This is a genomic window from Bacillus sp. EKM420B, assembly GCF_011065565.1.
Lineage (GTDB): Bacteria > Bacillota > Bacilli > Bacillales > Bacillaceae > Bacillus > Bacillus velezensis.
Map to the genome: position 1 here is coordinate 1 of NZ_JAAMNX010000012.1, position 16,799 is coordinate 16,799.

At 45.2% G+C, this 16,799-nt stretch carries 17 protein-coding genes, 1 tRNA gene, 1 rRNA gene, 1 other RNA gene and 1 other annotated feature; of the genes, 6 read left to right on the forward strand and 14 right to left on the reverse strand.

What is annotated here, in order from left to right:
- Positions 1-232: 232 nt before the first annotated feature.
- The 7 genes from G9F48_RS19140 to tadA all read right to left on the reverse strand — a co-directional run bounded on the left by G9F48_RS19140 (position 233) and on the right by tadA (position 4,413).
- A complete protein-coding gene (locus G9F48_RS19140) occupies positions 233-496 on the reverse strand; it encodes a pro-sigmaK processing inhibitor BofA family protein (protein WP_003150686.1) in 264 nt (87 codons plus the stop codon).
- 60 nt (positions 497-556) lie between these two features.
- Entirely contained in the window at positions 557-781 is a 225-nt protein-coding gene (locus tag G9F48_RS19145; protein ID WP_007408755.1) for a YaaL family protein, read from the reverse strand.
- A gap of 18 nt (positions 782-799) precedes the next feature.
- Positions 800-1,396, reverse strand: coding sequence for a recombination protein RecR (recR, locus tag G9F48_RS19150; protein WP_003150697.1), 597 nt, complete (start codon positions 1,394-1,396; stop codon positions 800-802).
- A gap of 14 nt (positions 1,397-1,410) precedes the next feature.
- Positions 1,411-1,734 (reverse strand): YbaB/EbfC family nucleoid-associated protein, encoded by a 324-nt coding sequence (locus G9F48_RS19155; protein WP_003150700.1) that lies wholly within the window; start codon positions 1,732-1,734, stop codon positions 1,411-1,413.
- A 24-nt stretch (positions 1,735-1,758) separates the two neighbouring features.
- Complete coding sequence (dnaX, locus tag G9F48_RS19160) at positions 1,759-3,450, reverse strand: DNA polymerase III subunit gamma/tau (RefSeq protein ID WP_032872149.1); 1,692 nt, start codon at positions 3,448-3,450, stop codon at positions 1,759-1,761.
- 131 nt (positions 3,451-3,581) lie between these two features.
- Positions 3,582-3,846: signal recognition particle sRNA large type (gene ffs, locus G9F48_RS19165), an RNA gene on the reverse strand.
- A gap of 84 nt (positions 3,847-3,930) precedes the next feature.
- On the reverse strand, positions 3,931-4,413 hold the full coding sequence (gene tadA, locus G9F48_RS19170) for a tRNA adenosine(34) deaminase TadA (protein WP_007615141.1): 483 nt from the start codon (positions 4,411-4,413) through the stop codon (positions 3,931-3,933).
- A gap of 82 nt (positions 4,414-4,495) precedes the next feature.
- Between tadA and G9F48_RS19175 the strand changes: the two genes are divergently transcribed.
- From G9F48_RS19175 to dck, 4 genes are all read left to right on the forward strand, one after another.
- Positions 4,496-5,047 carry a cysteine hydrolase family protein gene (locus G9F48_RS19175; protein ID WP_014304186.1) on the forward strand — a complete coding sequence of 184 codons (552 nt, stop codon included), beginning with the start codon at positions 4,496-4,498 and terminating at the stop codon, positions 5,045-5,047.
- A 71-nt stretch (positions 5,048-5,118) separates the two neighbouring features.
- Positions 5,119-6,402: a LysM peptidoglycan-binding domain-containing protein gene (locus G9F48_RS19180; RefSeq protein ID WP_032865795.1), complete on the forward strand. Its 1,284-nt coding sequence runs from the start codon at positions 5,119-5,121 to the stop codon at positions 6,400-6,402.
- A gap of 95 nt (positions 6,403-6,497) precedes the next feature.
- Complete coding sequence (locus G9F48_RS19185) at positions 6,498-7,121, forward strand: deoxynucleoside kinase (RefSeq protein WP_165409970.1); 624 nt, start codon at positions 6,498-6,500, stop codon at positions 7,119-7,121.
- Positions 7,118-7,771 carry a deoxyadenosine/deoxycytidine kinase gene (dck, locus tag G9F48_RS19190; RefSeq protein ID WP_015388792.1) on the forward strand — a complete coding sequence of 218 codons (654 nt, stop codon included), beginning with the start codon at positions 7,118-7,120 and terminating at the stop codon, positions 7,769-7,771. The genes G9F48_RS19185 and dck overlap by 4 nt, the downstream gene beginning before the upstream one ends.
- Positions 7,772-7,901: 130 nt before the next feature.
- Here dck and G9F48_RS19195 read toward each other — a convergent pair.
- Positions 7,902-7,994: transfer RNA gene (locus G9F48_RS19195), tRNA-Ser, on the reverse strand.
- Positions 7,995-8,211: 217 nt separating this feature from the next.
- On the opposite strand from G9F48_RS19195, the gene G9F48_RS19200 reads away from it, so the two are divergent.
- The gene (locus tag G9F48_RS19200; RefSeq protein ID WP_165409971.1) at positions 8,212-9,357 is read left to right on the forward strand and encodes a glycerate kinase; all 1,146 of its coding nucleotides are present in this window, start codon (positions 8,212-8,214) and stop codon (positions 9,355-9,357) included.
- Positions 9,358-9,368: 11 nt separating this feature from the next.
- Here G9F48_RS19200 and serS read toward each other — a convergent pair whose 3' ends face one another.
- From serS to guaB, 5 genes are all read right to left on the reverse strand, one after another.
- Entirely contained in the window at positions 9,369-10,646 is a 1,278-nt protein-coding gene (gene serS, locus G9F48_RS19205; RefSeq protein WP_165409972.1) for a serine--tRNA ligase, read from the reverse strand.
- Between the two features lie 54 nt (positions 10,647-10,700).
- Positions 10,701-10,913, reverse strand: a binding site (T-box leader).
- 52 nt (positions 10,914-10,965) lie between these two features.
- Entirely contained in the window at positions 10,966-11,556 is a 591-nt protein-coding gene (gene pdxT / locus G9F48_RS19210) for a pyridoxal 5'-phosphate synthase glutaminase subunit PdxT (protein ID WP_165409973.1), read from the reverse strand.
- Between the two features lie 21 nt (positions 11,557-11,577).
- Positions 11,578-12,462, reverse strand: a complete 885-nt coding sequence (gene pdxS / locus G9F48_RS19215) for a pyridoxal 5'-phosphate synthase lyase subunit PdxS (protein WP_003150714.1) — start codon at positions 12,460-12,462, stop codon at positions 11,578-11,580.
- 197 nt (positions 12,463-12,659) lie between these two features.
- Positions 12,660-13,991, reverse strand: coding sequence for a D-alanyl-D-alanine carboxypeptidase (dacA, locus tag G9F48_RS19220; RefSeq protein ID WP_165409974.1), 1,332 nt, complete (start codon positions 13,989-13,991; stop codon positions 12,660-12,662).
- Between the two features lie 152 nt (positions 13,992-14,143).
- A complete protein-coding gene (gene guaB / locus G9F48_RS19225; protein WP_003150717.1) occupies positions 14,144-15,610 on the reverse strand; it encodes an IMP dehydrogenase in 1,467 nt (488 codons plus the stop codon).
- A 120-nt stretch (positions 15,611-15,730) separates the two neighbouring features.
- Here guaB and G9F48_RS19230 point away from each other — a divergent pair, with 120 nt between their 5' ends.
- Positions 15,731-16,681 carry a YaaC family protein gene (locus G9F48_RS19230; RefSeq protein WP_025854090.1) on the forward strand — a complete coding sequence of 317 codons (951 nt, stop codon included), beginning with the start codon at positions 15,731-15,733 and terminating at the stop codon, positions 16,679-16,681.
- A gap of 44 nt (positions 16,682-16,725) precedes the next feature.
- On the opposite strand, the gene rrf is transcribed toward G9F48_RS19230, so the two are convergent.
- A 5S ribosomal RNA gene (gene rrf / locus G9F48_RS20140) occupies positions 16,726-16,799 on the reverse strand; the annotation flags it as partial.

Genomic DNA, 16,799 nt, shown 5'->3' on the forward strand with positions numbered 1-16,799 from the left:
CGCACATCGCTGTGCGATTTATTTAAAACTTTGAATTAACAGGTACGTTTTGTCTTGTTTAGTTTTCAAAGAACTTTGTCCATCGCTCTTGAAGCGACTTAATTATTATAACATCTCAGTGTCAGTATCGTCAATAACTTTTTAAAATTTCTTTTTCAAGAATTCGTTTCGTCATCAGCGACGTATATTAGAATACCACCCATGATCCAACATGTCAACAATAATCGACAAATTAAATGATGAAGCGTTTAATGACTATCAAAGCCGCAATGCCAGGAATTCCCAGAATCCCGCTGATGCCCGTTGTAATCAGGTTAACAGGGATATGAATACCGAGACTACCGCCGAACAAGTTCACACCCACCAACAGAATCGCGCCGGCAATAAACTTAATGGCAGTCACACCAATCCACCTTAACGGTTTTGAAGATACTCCCCATAAAAAAAGCAAAGCAACCAGACCGACAATCAAACCGATAATGAAAAAAGGCTCCATGAATCTTCCCCCTCGCTTGTTTAGTACAAGCTTATGAGAAGATTCCGGAGAATAGACCTCTTACTTCCATCTGCTCATTTTCAAATTCCGCTGCTTCGCTTCTTTCAAATAAAAAAAGTACTTAGATTCAGCGACTTTCAGCTCAAACAACACTTCAGCGGAGGGCTCTAGACTTTTCTCGACCAGACTCTTCTGTCTGTTCCATTCTTCTTTTTGTTTAAAGAGCTGTTCTATCAGCTTCTCGTCAAACTCTTTTCTTAATGTATTTCTGCGAAGAAAACCCATGCCTTGCCTTTTCCTCCCTTACAATTCACGTCTTCCTTCAAGAGCTTTTGAAAGAGTGACCTCATCAGCATATTCCAAATCACCGCCGACGGGCAGACCGTGGGCAATACGGGAGAGCTTGATGCCTGAGGGCTTTAACAGCCTTGATATATACATCGCTGTTGCTTCCCCTTCAATATTAGGGTTGGTTGCGAGAATAACTTCTGTCACTTGATCATCCTGAAGACGTTTCAGCAGCTCCGGAATCTTAATATCCTCCGGGCCGATGCCGTCCATTGGTGAAATCGCGCCGTGAAGAACATGATACTGGCCGTTATATTCCTTCATTTTCTCCATTGCGATCACATCCTTAGGGTCCTGCACGACACAAATAACAGACTTATCCCTTCTTGTGTCCTCACATATATAACAAGGGTCCTGATCTGTAATATGTCCGCAAATCGAGCAATATGTCAGATTCCGCTTCGCATTGACAAGTGCCTTAGCAAAATCCAATACTGTGTCTTCTTTCATACCTAGAACAAAAAAAGCCAGACGAACCGCTGTTTTCGGTCCGATCCCTGGCAATTTCATAAAGCTGTCAATCAGCTTTGATATTGGTTCAGGATACTGCATGTTTATTTATCCCCCTAGAATAAACCCGGTATGTTCATTCCTTTTGTAAATTGTCCCATTGTCTCATTCGTCATGTCATCCACTTTTTTGAGGGCGTCGTTTGTCGCAGCAAGAACCAGGTCCTGAAGCATTTCGATATCTTCCGGATCAACAACTTCTTCTTTAATGGCAACGTCTACAACTTCTTTTTGGCCGTTGACTTTTACAGTCACCATACCGCCGCCCGCTGTGCCTTCAAGCACTTTTTCAGCAAGTTCCTCCTGAGCCTTCGCCATATCCTTTTGCATTTTTTGCATTTGTTTCATCATTTTTTGCATGTTTCCCATTCCGCCACGCATATTCAATCACTCTCTTTCATCTTATTAGTCTTTTATTTCGATTAAATCCGCTCCGACAAGTTTTTTCGCCTCTGCAATCAGCGGATCTTCTTCAGCCGGTTCGTTTGATCCTTCACTTTCCTGCTGGTGATCATTTAAAAATTCTTCTCTTATTTTACCCCATTGTGCTTCCGGAACGCCAATCAAATCCATTCTTTTCCCGAGCATTGATTCGAGAATCTGTTCAAGATTCGTACGGACTCCGTTATTGTCTTCTGCAACCATTTTACAATGGATTTCGTATTTAAATTTAAGCACAAATGCCTTTTGAGCAGCGGCCACCGGTTCACTGTCATTCAAAAGAGCCGCATGAGACACCTTATTCTGCTGTTTCAGGTGTGCCAGCAGCTTGCCCCAGCTGCTTTTAAGCTGTTCAAGATCAGGTCTTGTGGCTTCCTTCAATATCTCATGAATTCTTCCGACCGGGGCTTTATAATGGCTTTTTCCGCCTTTTTGAGGACGCGGAGCTTCTTTCGGAGCGCTTTCCATCTGAACCTTCACACCGGAGGTTTTCAGCCTTTCTACTTCCTGCTCAAGCTGCTGGATCTTATTCATCAGCATGCCGACCTCAGGGATGTCTCCGGCGGATTGCTGTGCCGTCTGGCATATTTTCACGACAGCCACTTCAAAAAAGATTCTTGGGTGGTTCGTCCACTTCATTTCCTGATGGCTTTTATTCAGGATATCAATCATCTCATATAAAGCGGGGGCCGGTATGTCACCGCTCAGATTCCGAAACGTTTCATCGACCTTCACCTTCTCCAGGACTCCTTCTAAACCGGGAGCGGCCTGGTACAAGAGCATATCCCTGAAATAGAAAATCATATCTTCAATCAGTTTGGCCGCATCTTTCCCCTGCTGGAGCAATTCATTCAGTGTTTCCAATGCCTCGGAAACCTGTTTGCTGTGAAGAGCAGATGCCAGTTTTCCAATATAGTGCTGAGAAACGGCTCCGGTAATGAGCAAAGCGTCATCCACCGACAGCTCCTCGCCGCTGAATGATACAGCTTGATCGAGCAGGCTCAGCGCGTCCCTCATTCCTCCGTCCGCAGCACTCGCTATGATATCAAGGGCTCCTTCTTCCACCTTCAGCTGCTCTGCATCAACGATTGTCTTCATTCGTCCGACAATTGCTTTGGATGTAATCCGTTTGAAGTCAAAACGCTGACATCTGGAGATAATGGTTAAAGGAATCTTATGAGGCTCAGTCGTAGCTAATATGAAAATGCAATGTGCCGGCGGTTCTTCCAGCGTTTTCAGAAGCGCATTGAATGCGCCGATAGAGAGCATATGCACCTCATCTATAATATATACCTTGTAAGTAACGGCCGACGGGGCGAATTTTACTTTGTCACGGATGTCGCGGATTTCGTCTACGCCGTTATTCGACGCCGCGTCTATTTCAATCACATCTGATATAGAGCCATTTGTGATCCCCTTGCACGCCGCGCACTCATTGCACGGTTCTTCTACAGGGGCGTGCTCACAGTTGACTGCTTTCGCAAATATTTTAGCTGCACTGGTTTTTCCCGTTCCCCGCGGTCCAGAAAACAGATATGCATGAGAAAATTTCTTTTGCAAAAGGGCATTTTGCAGCGTTTTCGTAATGTGTTCCTGTCCGACCACATCTTCAAACTGCTGAGGCCTAAATACTCGATATAAAGCTTGGTAACCCACAGGATGCGCCCTCCTCTGTTATTCATCATGTTTATTATACATGAACGTGCTTTTAACGCCAAAACCCGTTTTTCATATACGAAAAAACTCACCTGCGTAACAGGTGAGTCTGAAATTTGATGATTGATTTACCGTGCACCTTCTGTCGATTCGCTACCCTAAGCGTTACTTAAGCAGTTAGCTCAGTCCAGGCAACCCTGCGGCACATGAGAGGTTTCACTTAATGCTGCTTCCTTCCGGACCTGACATGGTTCATGAATTCCCATTGCGCAGGACCCAGACGTCAACGCCACTTACTTAAGGCAGACCTTACAGTAAACGAACCTCGAGAAGGGATTCGGCCCCGCTAGAGCGGATTGCGGGTACAGGGCACCGCTACCTCCCCGCTTAGCACGGCAAAATAAATATCAAATTTTGATATGCGCACCATTCATGATGCACACATAAGTATATCTGCTTCAGGCAGAAAATGCAACCGTACTACTCAGACAACTTTTTCCTCATGTCTTTCTTTTGCCGGCGCAGCTTTCTGAAAAAAGCGCTGAGCATTTCTCCGCACTCTTCTCCGAGCACGCCGCTCACCACTTCCGCTTGGTGGTTGAACCGCTCTTCCTGCAAGAGGTTCATCAGCGTTCCTGTACAGCCCCCCTTGGGATCAAATGCGCCGAATACGACCTTATCGACTCTCGAAAGCACGACGGCTCCCGCGCACATCGGACACGGCTCCAAAGTGACATAAAGAACGGCATCCTCAAGTCTCCATGTCCCCAGCTTACGGCACGCTTCGTCTATCGCCAGCATTTCGGCGTGGGCAAGCGACCTCTGTTCAGTCTCCCGCAGATTATGCGCCCGCGCCACGATCTCATCGTGCAGAACAAGAACTGCTCCGATCGGCACTTCACCTTTCGCTTCGGCTTTCTTCGCTTCTTTTATGGCTTCTCTCATATAATATTCATCATTCATAGGTTCGAGCTCTCTTCTTAAGTTTTTTCATGTCTCATAAAGGTTAAAATAGGAATACCCCAGCAGAAAGGAGTTGCCGGTATTGTCTGAACCTAACAACACAGCCCTTCTGATTGTCGATATGATCAACAATTTTCAATTTGATATGGGCGAACGTCTTGCTGAAAAAACCAAACAAATTGTCCCCCGTATTTTATCATTAAAGAAGCATGCAAAACAAAGCAACTGGCCGATTATTTATATTAATGATCATTACGGGCTCTGGAAGGCTGATATTGATGCCATCAGGGAGGAATGCAGCAACGACAGAAGCGCCTCCATTATAAAAGATATTTCGCCTCAGCCGGATGATTATTTTCTCATTAAACCGAAGCATTCCGCTTTTTACGAAACGGCGCTTCACACCCTTCTGACCGAATTACAAGTGAACCGATTAATCATCACGGGGATTGCCGGAAACATTTGTGTGCTGTTCACGGCCAACGACGCCTATATGAGAGAATACAGCATTGCCATTCCGAAAGACTGCACCGCTTCCAATAACGACGAAGACAATGATTTCGCTTTGACCATGATGGAGAATGTTCTCTTCGCAGAAATAACCACGGAAAAACAAATTACCGCCGAAAAATAAACATGATCAGCCTCCTTTTTTCATATATTTGATAGCGGATATGAAAGGAGGCGTTTTTCATTCAGATCTATATAGTGAAACGGGGCGACACGCTTTCCGCTATTGCGGCGCGCTACCGGACAGCCGCAAATGTCATTGCGGAAGCAAATAAACTGCCTAATCCCAATACATTGGTTGTCGGACAAACCCTTGTCATCCCGATTGAGGGTCAATATTACGAAGTAAAACAAGGTGATACTCTCGCGTCAATCGCCGGCCGTTTCCATATATCGGCCGCGGAGCTTGCGAGGGTGAACGGAATTCAGCCCGGCACCACATTGAGAGTCGGAACCCGCCTTTACATTCCGCAGCAGGCGAATAAGCCCGATATCGAATCAAACGCATATATAGAACCGCGGGGAACGAGCGTAAGCGCAAATCTGCAGCAGGCGGCAAGGGAGGCCTCTCCTTATTTAACATACCTCGGCGCATTCAGTTTTCAAGTGCAGCGGAACGGAACTTTAAAGGAACCGCCTCTGACCAATTTAAAAAGCATCAGTGACAGGCACAACACCACACTGATGATGATCATCACCAACCTTGAAAATGACGCATTCAGCGATGAACTCGGGCGGCTCATCTTGAATGACAATACAGTGAAAACAAAACTCTTTCAGGAAATCGTCTCCACGGCTAAAAAGTACGGCTTTCGCGATATTCACTTTGATTTCGAATATTTACGTCCACAGGACAGGGAAGCCTACAATCGTTTTTTACGTGAAGCGAGAACGATTTTTCATCGGGAAGGCTGGAAGATTTCAACGGCGCTTGCTCCGAAAACGAGCGCGACTCAGGCCGGCAAATGGTACGAAGCTCATGACTATAGGGCACATGGAGAAATCGTCGATTTCGTCGTGATTATGACATATGAGTGGGGGTACAGCGGAGGCCCGGCTCAGGCCGTATCACCTATCGGCCCTGTAAGAAATGTCATTGAGTACGCGCTGACGGAAATGCCTTCTTCAAAAATCGTCATGGGCCAGAATATGTACGGCTATGATTGGACACTGCCTTTCAAACAGGGAACGACAGCGAAAGCCGTCAGTCCTCAGCAGGCAATCGCTCTGGCCGCACGCTATAAAGTCGACATTCAATATGACGAAACCGCCCAGGCTCCCTTCTTCCGATACACGGATGCAAATCAGAGACGGCATGAAGTATGGTTTGAAGACGCACGATCCATTCAAGCGAAATTCAATTTAATTAAAGAACTTCATTTAAGAGGAATCAGCTATTGGAAACTCGGCCTTTCTTTCCCGCAAAACTGGCTTTTGCTCGGCGATCAATTTCATATTGTAAAAGAGACGTTTCGTTAATTGGAAGCGTCTTTTTTCATGGGCTTTTCTGTGAGTGTGATACAATATAAAGGCCGGCAGCTGACGGATGTTTGCAGAATTAAGGAGGATTTTCAATGAACAGAGCCCCTTTTATCGCGGTAGAAGGTCCTATCGGGGCAGGAAAAACGACACTCGCTACGATGCTTTCTGAAGAGCTCGGTTTTCCTATGATTAATGAGATTGTGGAAGACAACCCTTATCTCGATAAGTTTTATGACAATATCGAGGAGTGGAGTTTCCAGCTTGAAATGTTTTTTCTATGTCACAGGTATAAACAGCTTGAAGACACCGATCGAGATTATTTAAAACAAGGACAGCCCGTTTTGTCCGATTATCATATTTATAAAAATGTTATTTTCGCAGAGCGTACATTGCACGGCCAAAAGCTTGAGAAGTATAAGCAGATCTATCATCTGCTCACTCACGACCTGCCGAAGCCCAATATCATTGTATACATAAAGGCAAGCCTGCCGACATTGCTTCAACGCATTGAAAAACGCGGGCGCCCGTTTGAGAAAAATATCGAACATCAATATCTGGAACATCTCATTGCAGATTACGACACAGCCATCAGACAGCTTCAGGAAGAAGATCAGGATATATCTGTACTGACCATTGACGGTGATACTGAAGACTTTGTTTTGAATAAGACAGACTATGAAAGAATTGCCCGTCAGGTAAAGGAGCTTATTAAATGAAAGACATTCATATTCCAAACAATGCCATTATAACAGTAGCAGGAACGGTAGGAGTCGGAAAATCGACTTTGACCAAAGCTTTAGCAAAACGGCTCGGGTTTCATACCTCACTTGAGGAAGTGGATGAAAACCCTTATTTAGAGAAGTTTTATCACGATTTTGAACGCTGGAGCTTCCATTTGCAAATTTATTTTCTGGCTGAGCGGTTCAAAGAGCAGAAAAACATGTTTGAATCAGGCGGCGGATTCGTGCAGGACCGTTCGATTTATGAAGATACAGGCATATTCGCAAAAATGCATGCGGATAAAGGAACCATGTCGCTGACAGATTACACAACATACACAAGCCTATTTGAGGCGATGGTCATGACGCCGTACTTCCCGCATCCTGATGTTTTGATCTATTTAGAAGGCGACCTTGAATACATTATAAGCCGGATTGAAAAGCGGGGCCGCGAGATGGAGCTGCAGACAAACCGCTCCTATTGGGAAGAGATGTATACACGGTACGAAGACTGGATAAGCGGTTTTAACGCCTGCCCTGTGCTGAAAGTACGCATTGAAGATTATGACCTTGAAGCTGATGAACAGTCACTGGAACCTTTGATCGAAAAAATCAGTCACGTGATCAACGAAAACAGAAACAAATAAAAATAGCAAAGCGATTTTCCCCGAACAGAGAAAATCGCTTTTTTTGCATATAAAAAATCCGCTGCATCACATGCAGCGGACAAAACAATCTCCAATATATGCTCGAGTTTCATTAGGTTTAAAATCAATATGGCGGAGGAAGAGGGATTCGAACCCCCGCGGGCTTTGACACCCCTGTCGGTTTTCAAGACCGATCCCTTCAGCCAGACTTGGGTATTCCTCCGTATCGACATTTAATAATATACCACATGACCCAAATTTCAGTCAAGCGCTTTTTCATATTTTTTATTTCATTTCTTAAACAGCTTTTCCGTCAGCTTTACTATCATACAAAAGTCTTGCGTCCAATTCAACCTCAGTATGCCATACGGGCAGGAAAACACAGTAAAAATCAAGAATAGATTCAAACAGATAACCTGCTCATAAAGGTGGAGAACATAATGAAAATCATCATTGCACCCGATTCTTTCAAAGAAAGCATGACATCAAAAGAAGCAGCTGACAGCATAGAAAAAGGATTCAAAGCGGTTTTCCCTGACGCTGAATATACCAAGATACCCGCGGCTGATGGCGGAGAAGGAACCGTTCAGGCTTTGACGGATGCCACTGGCGGAAGCATCATCAAAAAAACTGTGACCGGTCCGCTGGGAACGCCGGTAAACGCCGCATATGGACTTCTGGGAGACGGACGCACGGCAGTCATTGAAATGGCGGAAGCATCGGGACTCCATCTCGTTCCCCGCCATCTCAGAGATCCGTTGAACACAACGACAAGAGGAACGGGTGAACTGATAGCGGATGCAGCCTCCCGCGGGGCGAGTGAGATCATCATCGGGCTTGGCGGGAGTGCAACCAATGACGGCGGAACAGGAATGGCGAGCGCGCTCGGTGTGCGTTTCTTAAATGAGGAAGGTCAGGAGATACATGACGGCGGAGGCGCTCTGCACACCCTAGCTTCTATTGATATTAGCGGGCTCTCCCCTGATCTGAAACATATCCGTTTTCGTGCCGCATGTGATGTCGAAAATCCCCTGACCGGTGAAAACGGCGCGTCATATGTCTTCGGCCCGCAAAAAGGGGCGTCCGAGAAGACGAAAGTTGTATTGGATCGCAATTTACGCCATTTCGCTGACGTATTGAGACGTCAGCACGATATCGAAGCGGATACCGTAAAAAGCGCGGGCGCCGCAGGGGGGCTGGGCGCTGGACTGATCGCTTTCTTACAGGCAGAACTTCAAAGCGGGATTGACGTTGTATTAGATACACTGTCCTTCTCAGATCAGATAAGAGATGCTGACCTTGTCATTACCGGAGAGGGCCAGATTGACGGACAAACGATATTCGGTAAAACCCCCGCCGGGATCGCCTCACGCGCAGCCGCTCAAGAAATTCCCGTTATCGCATTGGCGGGCTCCTTAGGCAAAAATTTCGAGCATGTTTACAGCGCAGGAATAACAGCTGTATTTTCTATCGTGCCCGGCGCTGTAAGTCTTGAAGACGCCTTAGCATCCGGCCGTTTTAACCTTGAAAGCACAGCTCGGAATGCCGCCGCTCTATACCGGGCAGCAAAAAAGGCGCGCCTCTAGGGCGCACCTTTTTATGGTTTGATGACTTCTTGATTTCCCATATAAGGACGGAGCACCTTCGGAATGATGACACTTCCGTCTTCCTGCTGATAGTTTTCCAAGATGGCAGCTACTGTTCGGCCGACTGCAAGACCTGAACCGTTTAATGTATGCACATGCTCCGGCTTGCCTTTCGCTTCGCGTCTGAATCGAATGTTCGCACGTCTTGCCTGGAAGGCCTCAAAGTTGCTGCAAGAAGAAATTTCACGATATGTGTCTTGGCTTGGAATCCAAACCTCGATATCGTATTTTTTCGCAGCTGTAAAGCCGAGATCACCGGTACACATGCTCATGACACGATACGGCAGTTCAAGCAGCTGAAGCACCCGCTCAGCTTGATTTGTCAGTTTTTCAAGCTCCTCATAAGAATCTTCCGGCTTCACGAACTTTACAAGCTCAACCTTGTTGAACTGATGCTGACGGATCAAACCGCGTGTATCACGGCCGGCGGATCCCGCTTCTGAACGGAAGCAGGCGCTGAACGCGGCATAATTGATCGGCAGGTTCTCACCGGATAAGATTTCATCGCGGTGCATATTTGTAATCGGCACTTCCGCCGTCGGAATTAAGAAATAATCCTCTTCTCTGATTTTAAAAGCATCCTCTTCAAATTTAGGAAGCTGTCCCGTACCTGTCATGCTCGTACGGTTTACCATATAAGGAGGAATGACTTCCGTGTAATCAAATTCATCAACGTGAAGATCCAGCATAAAGTTGTAGAGCGCGCGTTCGAGGCGGGCGCCTAATCCTTTATAAAACACAAACCGGCTGCCTGTTACTTTTGAAGCGCGTTCGAAATCAAGAATGTTTAAGCGGTCTGCGATATCCCAATGCGGTTTCGGCTCATATGAAAATGCCGGCGCCTCTCCCCACTTGCGAATTTCAATGTTATCATCTTCCGTTTCTCCGACGGGCACTGAATCGTGCGGGATGTTCGGAATAGACAGAAGGATGGTTTCGAGCGTCGTTTCGACAGTACGAAGCTCTTCATCAAGCTTCTTAATTTCTTCGCCTACTTCACGCATCTCTTTAATAATATGATCAGCGTCTTTTTTCTCACGTTTCAAAACGGCGACCTGCTGAGACACTTCATTGCGTTTTCCCTTCAGTTCTTCTACTTTACCGATAAGCTCTCTTCTCTTCTCATCCAGCTCTTCAAACTTGTCAAAGTCAGATAAGTCTTCGCCTTTTGGAATGAGCTTCGCTTTTACCTCTTGAAAATTGGCTCTCAGCACCTTCGTATCAATCATGCCTAACAACTCCTATCTGTTTTTATCGAAAATAAAAAAGAGCCCTCATCCCCTGAAAGGGACGAGAGCTCTCGCGTTGCCACCCTGATTGAAAACAAGCTCACACTTGCTTCCCGCTTTAACACATAACGGTTTTCCCGTAAATGCCTACTTGTTTTCAGCATTTCGCTCAAGGACGGATTCGGACAGCATCTTTCACCGATTCGCACCACCCATCGGCTCTCTTTGAAAGAGGGGCTCCCTACTGCTTCCTGTCAACGCTTTTCGATCTTTATTTGTGATTATAATGTACTATAAGTATCAGCGGTTTTCAACTGTTTTATACAGCTGTTTCCTGCTTATGCTTTTCCGCCATCTTCACAAACAGCTCTGTCACCCGGTGATCATCCGTCAGTTCAGGATGGAACGAGCAGCCGAGGAAATTTCCCTGCTTTGCAGCCACGATGCGTTCGTTATGCTCACAAAGCACTTCAACATCTTCTCCGGCTTCTAAAATATGCGGCGCGCGAATAAATACACCCGTAAACGGCTCATCAAGGCCTTTAATCGTCAGATCAGCTTCAAAGCTGTCGACCTGACGGCCAAAGGAATTACGCTCGACAACAACGTTCAACAGCCCTAAATGAGCGTTATCCGTTCCCGCTATCTCTTTGGCTAAGATAATCAGACCGGCGCATGTGCCGAACATCGGCTTGCCTTGGGCGGCAAACTCGCGAAGCGGCTCCATAAAATGATACGTATCCATTAAACGCCGCATTGTCGTGCTTTCCCCTCCCGGCAGGATTAAGCCGTCGATGTCATTCAGCTGTTCAGGACGCTTAATGACGACACCTTTTGAACCACATGCTTCAATTGAACGAATATGTTCTCTTACTGCTCCTTGAAGTCCAAGTACACCAATTGTTAACATGCTTCCAGCTCTCCTATGGTTTTACCAGCCGCGTTCTTGCATACGCTGTTCCGGCAATAGATTTGAGATTTCGATTCCTTTCATTGCTGTGCCTAATTCTTTAGAAAGCTCAGCGATCAGTTTGTAGTCTGTGTAATGAGTCGTTGCTTCAACAATTGCTTTGGCGAATTTAGCAGGGTTGTCTGATTTGAAAATACCTGAACCGACAAATACGCCGTCAGCGCCAAGCTGCATCATCAATGCCGCGTCAGCAGGCGTCGCTACTCCGCCGGCAGCAAAGTTCACTACAGGCAGTTTGCCGTCACGTTTGATTTGAAGAAGCAGTTCATAAGGAGCGCCGAGGTTTTTAGCTTCAGTCATCAGCTCATCATCGCTCATCGCAACAACTTTGCGCACTTGCGCGTTTACTTTTCTCATATGGCGGACAGCTTCCACAATGTTTCCTGTTCCCGGTTCGCCTTTTGTACGAAGCATGGAAGCTCCTTCGGCGATACGGCGAGTTGCTTCGCCGAGATCACGGCAGCCGCATACGAACGGGACTGTATATTCATTTTTATTTAAATGAAATTCTTCGTCAGCCGGAGTCAGAACTTCACTTTCATCGATGTAATCTACCCCCATTGCTTCAAGGACACGCGCTTCAACGATATGTCCGATACGCGCTTTTGCCATTACGGGAATGGATACAGCATTCATTACTTCTTCAACGATTGTCGGATCAGCCATGCGGGCAACACCGCCGGCAGCGCGAATATCAGCCGGAACGCGTTCTAACGCCATTACGGCAACAGCTCCCGCCTCTTCCGCAATCTTCGCTTGTTCAGCATTTACAACGTCCATGATGACGCCGCCTTTTTGCATTTCCGCCATGCCGCGTTTTACACGATCAGTACCTGTTTGAGCCATTATTTGGTCCCCCTAGTCAATGTATAGTTAGATAATGTCTATCTCTTATTGTATCCCAGAAATACAATATTTCATATGGGTATTCTTATTTTACAGCGAGATGAATAAGATAGATATCATTTTTTTACTAATAATTTGGTTTTTTCAGTATATTAAGCAAAAGAGCCCTAACTTTCATCAGAGCTCTTTCTTATTTCTTAAAACCAGCCTGTTACCGTGTCAACGGCGCTGTTCCAGATACCGGAGAAAAATCCGCCGATGCCGCGCATCATCTGAACAAACCAGTTTGCTTTATCTACATCATTTTTCGTTACAAGATTCACGCTGAACTCTTTGGATTTGAGGAATCCGTAGTCTTTGTCACTGCCTTTGTATGTAACTGTCAGCGTTCCGACTTTCGTTCCCTTTTTCACAGGAGCCGTGATTTCTTTTTTATCTATAGTCACTTCGGCTTTATAGTTCTTTTCATCTCCGCTTTTCACAGGAATAGAAAGCGCCTTGTCAGTAACAATATCAACTTGCTTGTCTTTCCCTTTTTCAACGTCAACCGTTTTGTGCCCTTTTACTTGAGAGCCTTCAGGGTAAAGATCTTTCATTGAGAAATTGCTGTTAAATGCGTAATCGAGCATTTTTTTCGTTTCATCAAAACGTCCGGTATGCAGGTTGCCTTTTGCGTTTAATACAACGGTGATGACCCGCATTCCGTTCCGCTGTGCTGTGCTTGTAAAACAAGATCCCGCAGAATCAGTAGAACCCGTTTTTAAGCCGTCAACGCCAGGGTATTCAGAAACAAGACCTTTTAACATGAAGTTCCAGTTCGGCATGTCCATTTCATCATCAGTGCCGGCTCTGAATTTTGTTTTAGCGATGCTTGTTGTTTTGAGAACTTCCGGATAATCAGTGATCAGGCGGTCTGCAAGAAGCGCCATGTCTTTAGCAGAAACTTCACTCTCTTCTTTAACGCCTTCTCCTTGCGGCTGCTTGCCGTGAAGGTCTTCATTCACAAGCCCTGTGGCATTTTTAAAATCATAGTTTGTCATGCCTAATTCTTTGGCTTTCGCATTCATTTCATCGACAAATTTCGTTTCAGTTCCGGCAAGAATTTCGGCAACTGCAATCGCGGCTCCGTTAGCAGAGTAAATCGCCATAGCCTGATACAGTTCTTTAACCGTGTATTTGCCGTCTTTTCGAAGGGGGACGTTTGATAAACTGTTGTCTTGAGAAATTTCATAGACATAATCATCAGGAGTATACGTTTGATCCCATTTCACTTTTCCTTCTTTAATGGCTTCCAGAAGCAGATATTCAGTCATCATTTTTGTCATGCTGGCAATCGGCAGTCTTTTGTCTGCATTTTTACTGTATAAAATTTTCCCCGATGAAGCCTCAATCATTATCGCAGCTGATGCGTTGACATCAATCGGGTCATTGCCGGCTGCCTCCGCTTTAGACATCGGAACAAAGCAAGTTGCGGCCAGTGCCAGTACCACTAATGACACCAACAGCTGTTTCCATTTCGTGATGTTCAATCTTACGACCTCCGTCATTCATTTTAAATCTATAATTAAGCCGTTAAGGACATATTCAAATTCAAAACACAACAGTATAAATTTTATCACACTCGATATAAAAAAAATAGACAGAGTCAGCGACCCTGTCAAATGTTTTTTATTTGTAACAATTATGAGATTGTGTAGTTTGGTGATTCTTTCGTAATTTGGACATCATGCGGATGACTTTCACGAAGACCGGCACCTGTCATACGGATGAATTGAGCCTCTTCTCTTAAAGCGCGCAAGTCTTTTGAACCGCAATATCCCATACCTGAACGAAGACCGCCGACAAGCTGATACACTGTTTCTTCTACAGGACCTTTGTACGGAGTCCGTCCTTCGATACCTTCAGGGACGAATTTCTTATTTTCTTCTTGGAAATATCGGTCTTTACTGCCTTTTTCCATGGCAGCGACAGAACCCATACCGCGATATACTTTAAATCTTCTGCCCTGATAGATTTCAGTCTCTCCCGGGCTTTCTGAAGTACCGGCAAGCAGGCTTCCGAGCATTACGGCATGTCCGCCTGAAGCCAACGCTTTCGTAATATCTCCGGAGAATTTAATACCGCCGTCTGCGATTATTGTCGCGCCGTGTTTTCTCGCTTCAGTGGCACAATCATAAATGGCAGTGATCTGCGGTACGCCTACACCTGCAACGACCCGTGTCGTACAGATAGAACCAGGCCCGATTCCCACTTTGACAATATTTGCTCCGGCTTCAATCAGAGCTTTTGTCGCTTCAGCCGTTGCAACATTTCCTGCGATAATGTTCAGTTCAGGATATGTTTCACGGATTTTCGCAACTGTGTTCAGTACGCCTCTGGAATGTCCGTGAGCCGTATCAACCACGATAACGTCGACATTCGCTTCAACAAGCTTGCTGACGCGTGTCATTGTATCGCCTGTCACGCCTACCGCAGCGCCGACAATAAGGCGTCCGTGTTCATCTTTAGATGAATTCGGGAATTCGATAACCTTTTCAATATCTTTGATCGTGATAAGACCTTTTAATTTGTTTTGGTCATCCACTAAAGGAAGTTTTTCAATTTTATGTTTCTGTAAAATTTTTTCTGCTTCGTCTAATGTGGTTCCCACAGGAGCCGTAACCAGCTCTTCTTTTGTCATGACATCACTGATTTTCATTGAATAATCAGAGATAAAGCGAAGATCACGGTTTGTAATGATACCGACAAGCTTTTGATCGTCTTTATTATCTACGATCGGAACACCGGAAATTCTGTATTTCCCCATCAAATGCTCCGCATCGAATACTTGATGATCAGGTGTTAAAAAGAAGGGATTTGTAATAACGCCCCGTTCAGAACGTTTGACTTTGTCAACATGTTCAGCCTGCTGTTCGATGGACATGTTTTTATGGATAATGCCTAAGCCGCCCTGTCTGGCCATCGCAATCGCCATAGCTGATTCTGTTACTGTATCCATTCCCGCACTGATGACAGGAATATTAAGCTTTAACGTTTTTGTCAGTTCAACAGATAAATCCACATCACGCGGAAGTACGTCTGATTGAGCCGGTACGAGCAGTACATCATCGAACGTTAAGCCTTCTTTTGAAAATTTACTTTCCCACATTAGTAAATCCCCCTCTTTTCGGCAAAATATTATATGTAGATTATCAACTAGAAAACAGCATGTCAAGGAAGCGAAAAAGAGTTGAAATATTTAGATAAAGGAAAGGGTTTAAAAATACATATGAGAGATCATGAGTGGAAAGAGTTATCCTTATTTTATTCCGTAGAATCTTCCCAAAAATTTCTAAACAAAGTCTATACAGAAAGCGGCATGGAAGAACCAAAACGATATGCGTTTAAGAACAGTGAGCGCTTCATATTCTTTATCAAACACGCCGAGTCCTTCTATAAGCAGGCATCTCTTTCCCCTTTAGAAATTAAGCCTATTCTGTTGTTTTACGGGATGTCACAATTGCTGAAAGCCTGCCTTCTGACCACAGATCCAGGCTATCCAAGCCACGCTTCAGTACTCGCGCATGGCGTGACTGCCCGGAAACGCAAAAAGCAAAATTACTCCTTTAGGGATGATGAAGTGAAGGTGCAGCGCAATGGCTTATGTATTCATGTAATGAAGCACTTATTCGGAATAGCTGGTCTTGAGGAAGAACGGTACACAATGAAGAAATTGCTGACAGCCATACCTGAATTGCATACTGTCTTTTACTTCCAAGAGAAAAAGAATTGGCTGACCCAAGTAGAGCTGAAAGATGACCTTATTTCAGTGCCTGAGCATGCGGTCATTCATTACAATATGTCTGATTCCCGCTTTGCTGAATATATCAGCCATCATTTGAAATGGTCTTTTCTGAGGAAAGACCATAACCACTTGGTTTTTGAGGCTGACCCGATAGACAGAGAACCTTGGTCTTCTCCAAATTTATTGTTTCACTTGGAGAAAAATCAATATTACATTCCCTCTCAGCGTGATCACTTCCTGCATCTTCCGGAAATGATTATTCATTATTTGGTCCTCTACAATATCGGGATGATTGCAAGATATGAAACGGAGTGGTGGTATGAACTGCTGACACAGCATGTCAGTGATGATTATGTGATGATCCGCCGGTTCTTAGAGGTAACGGAACGCAAATTTCCGTATTACGTTTCTAATTTCCTGAAGCAATACTTATAAATAAAAAAGGCAGCTCATGATGAGCTGCCTTTACCGAAATAATAGCTTGGCGGCGTCCTACTCTCACAGGGGGAAACCCCCGACTACCATCGGCGCTGAAGAGCTTAACTTCCGTGTT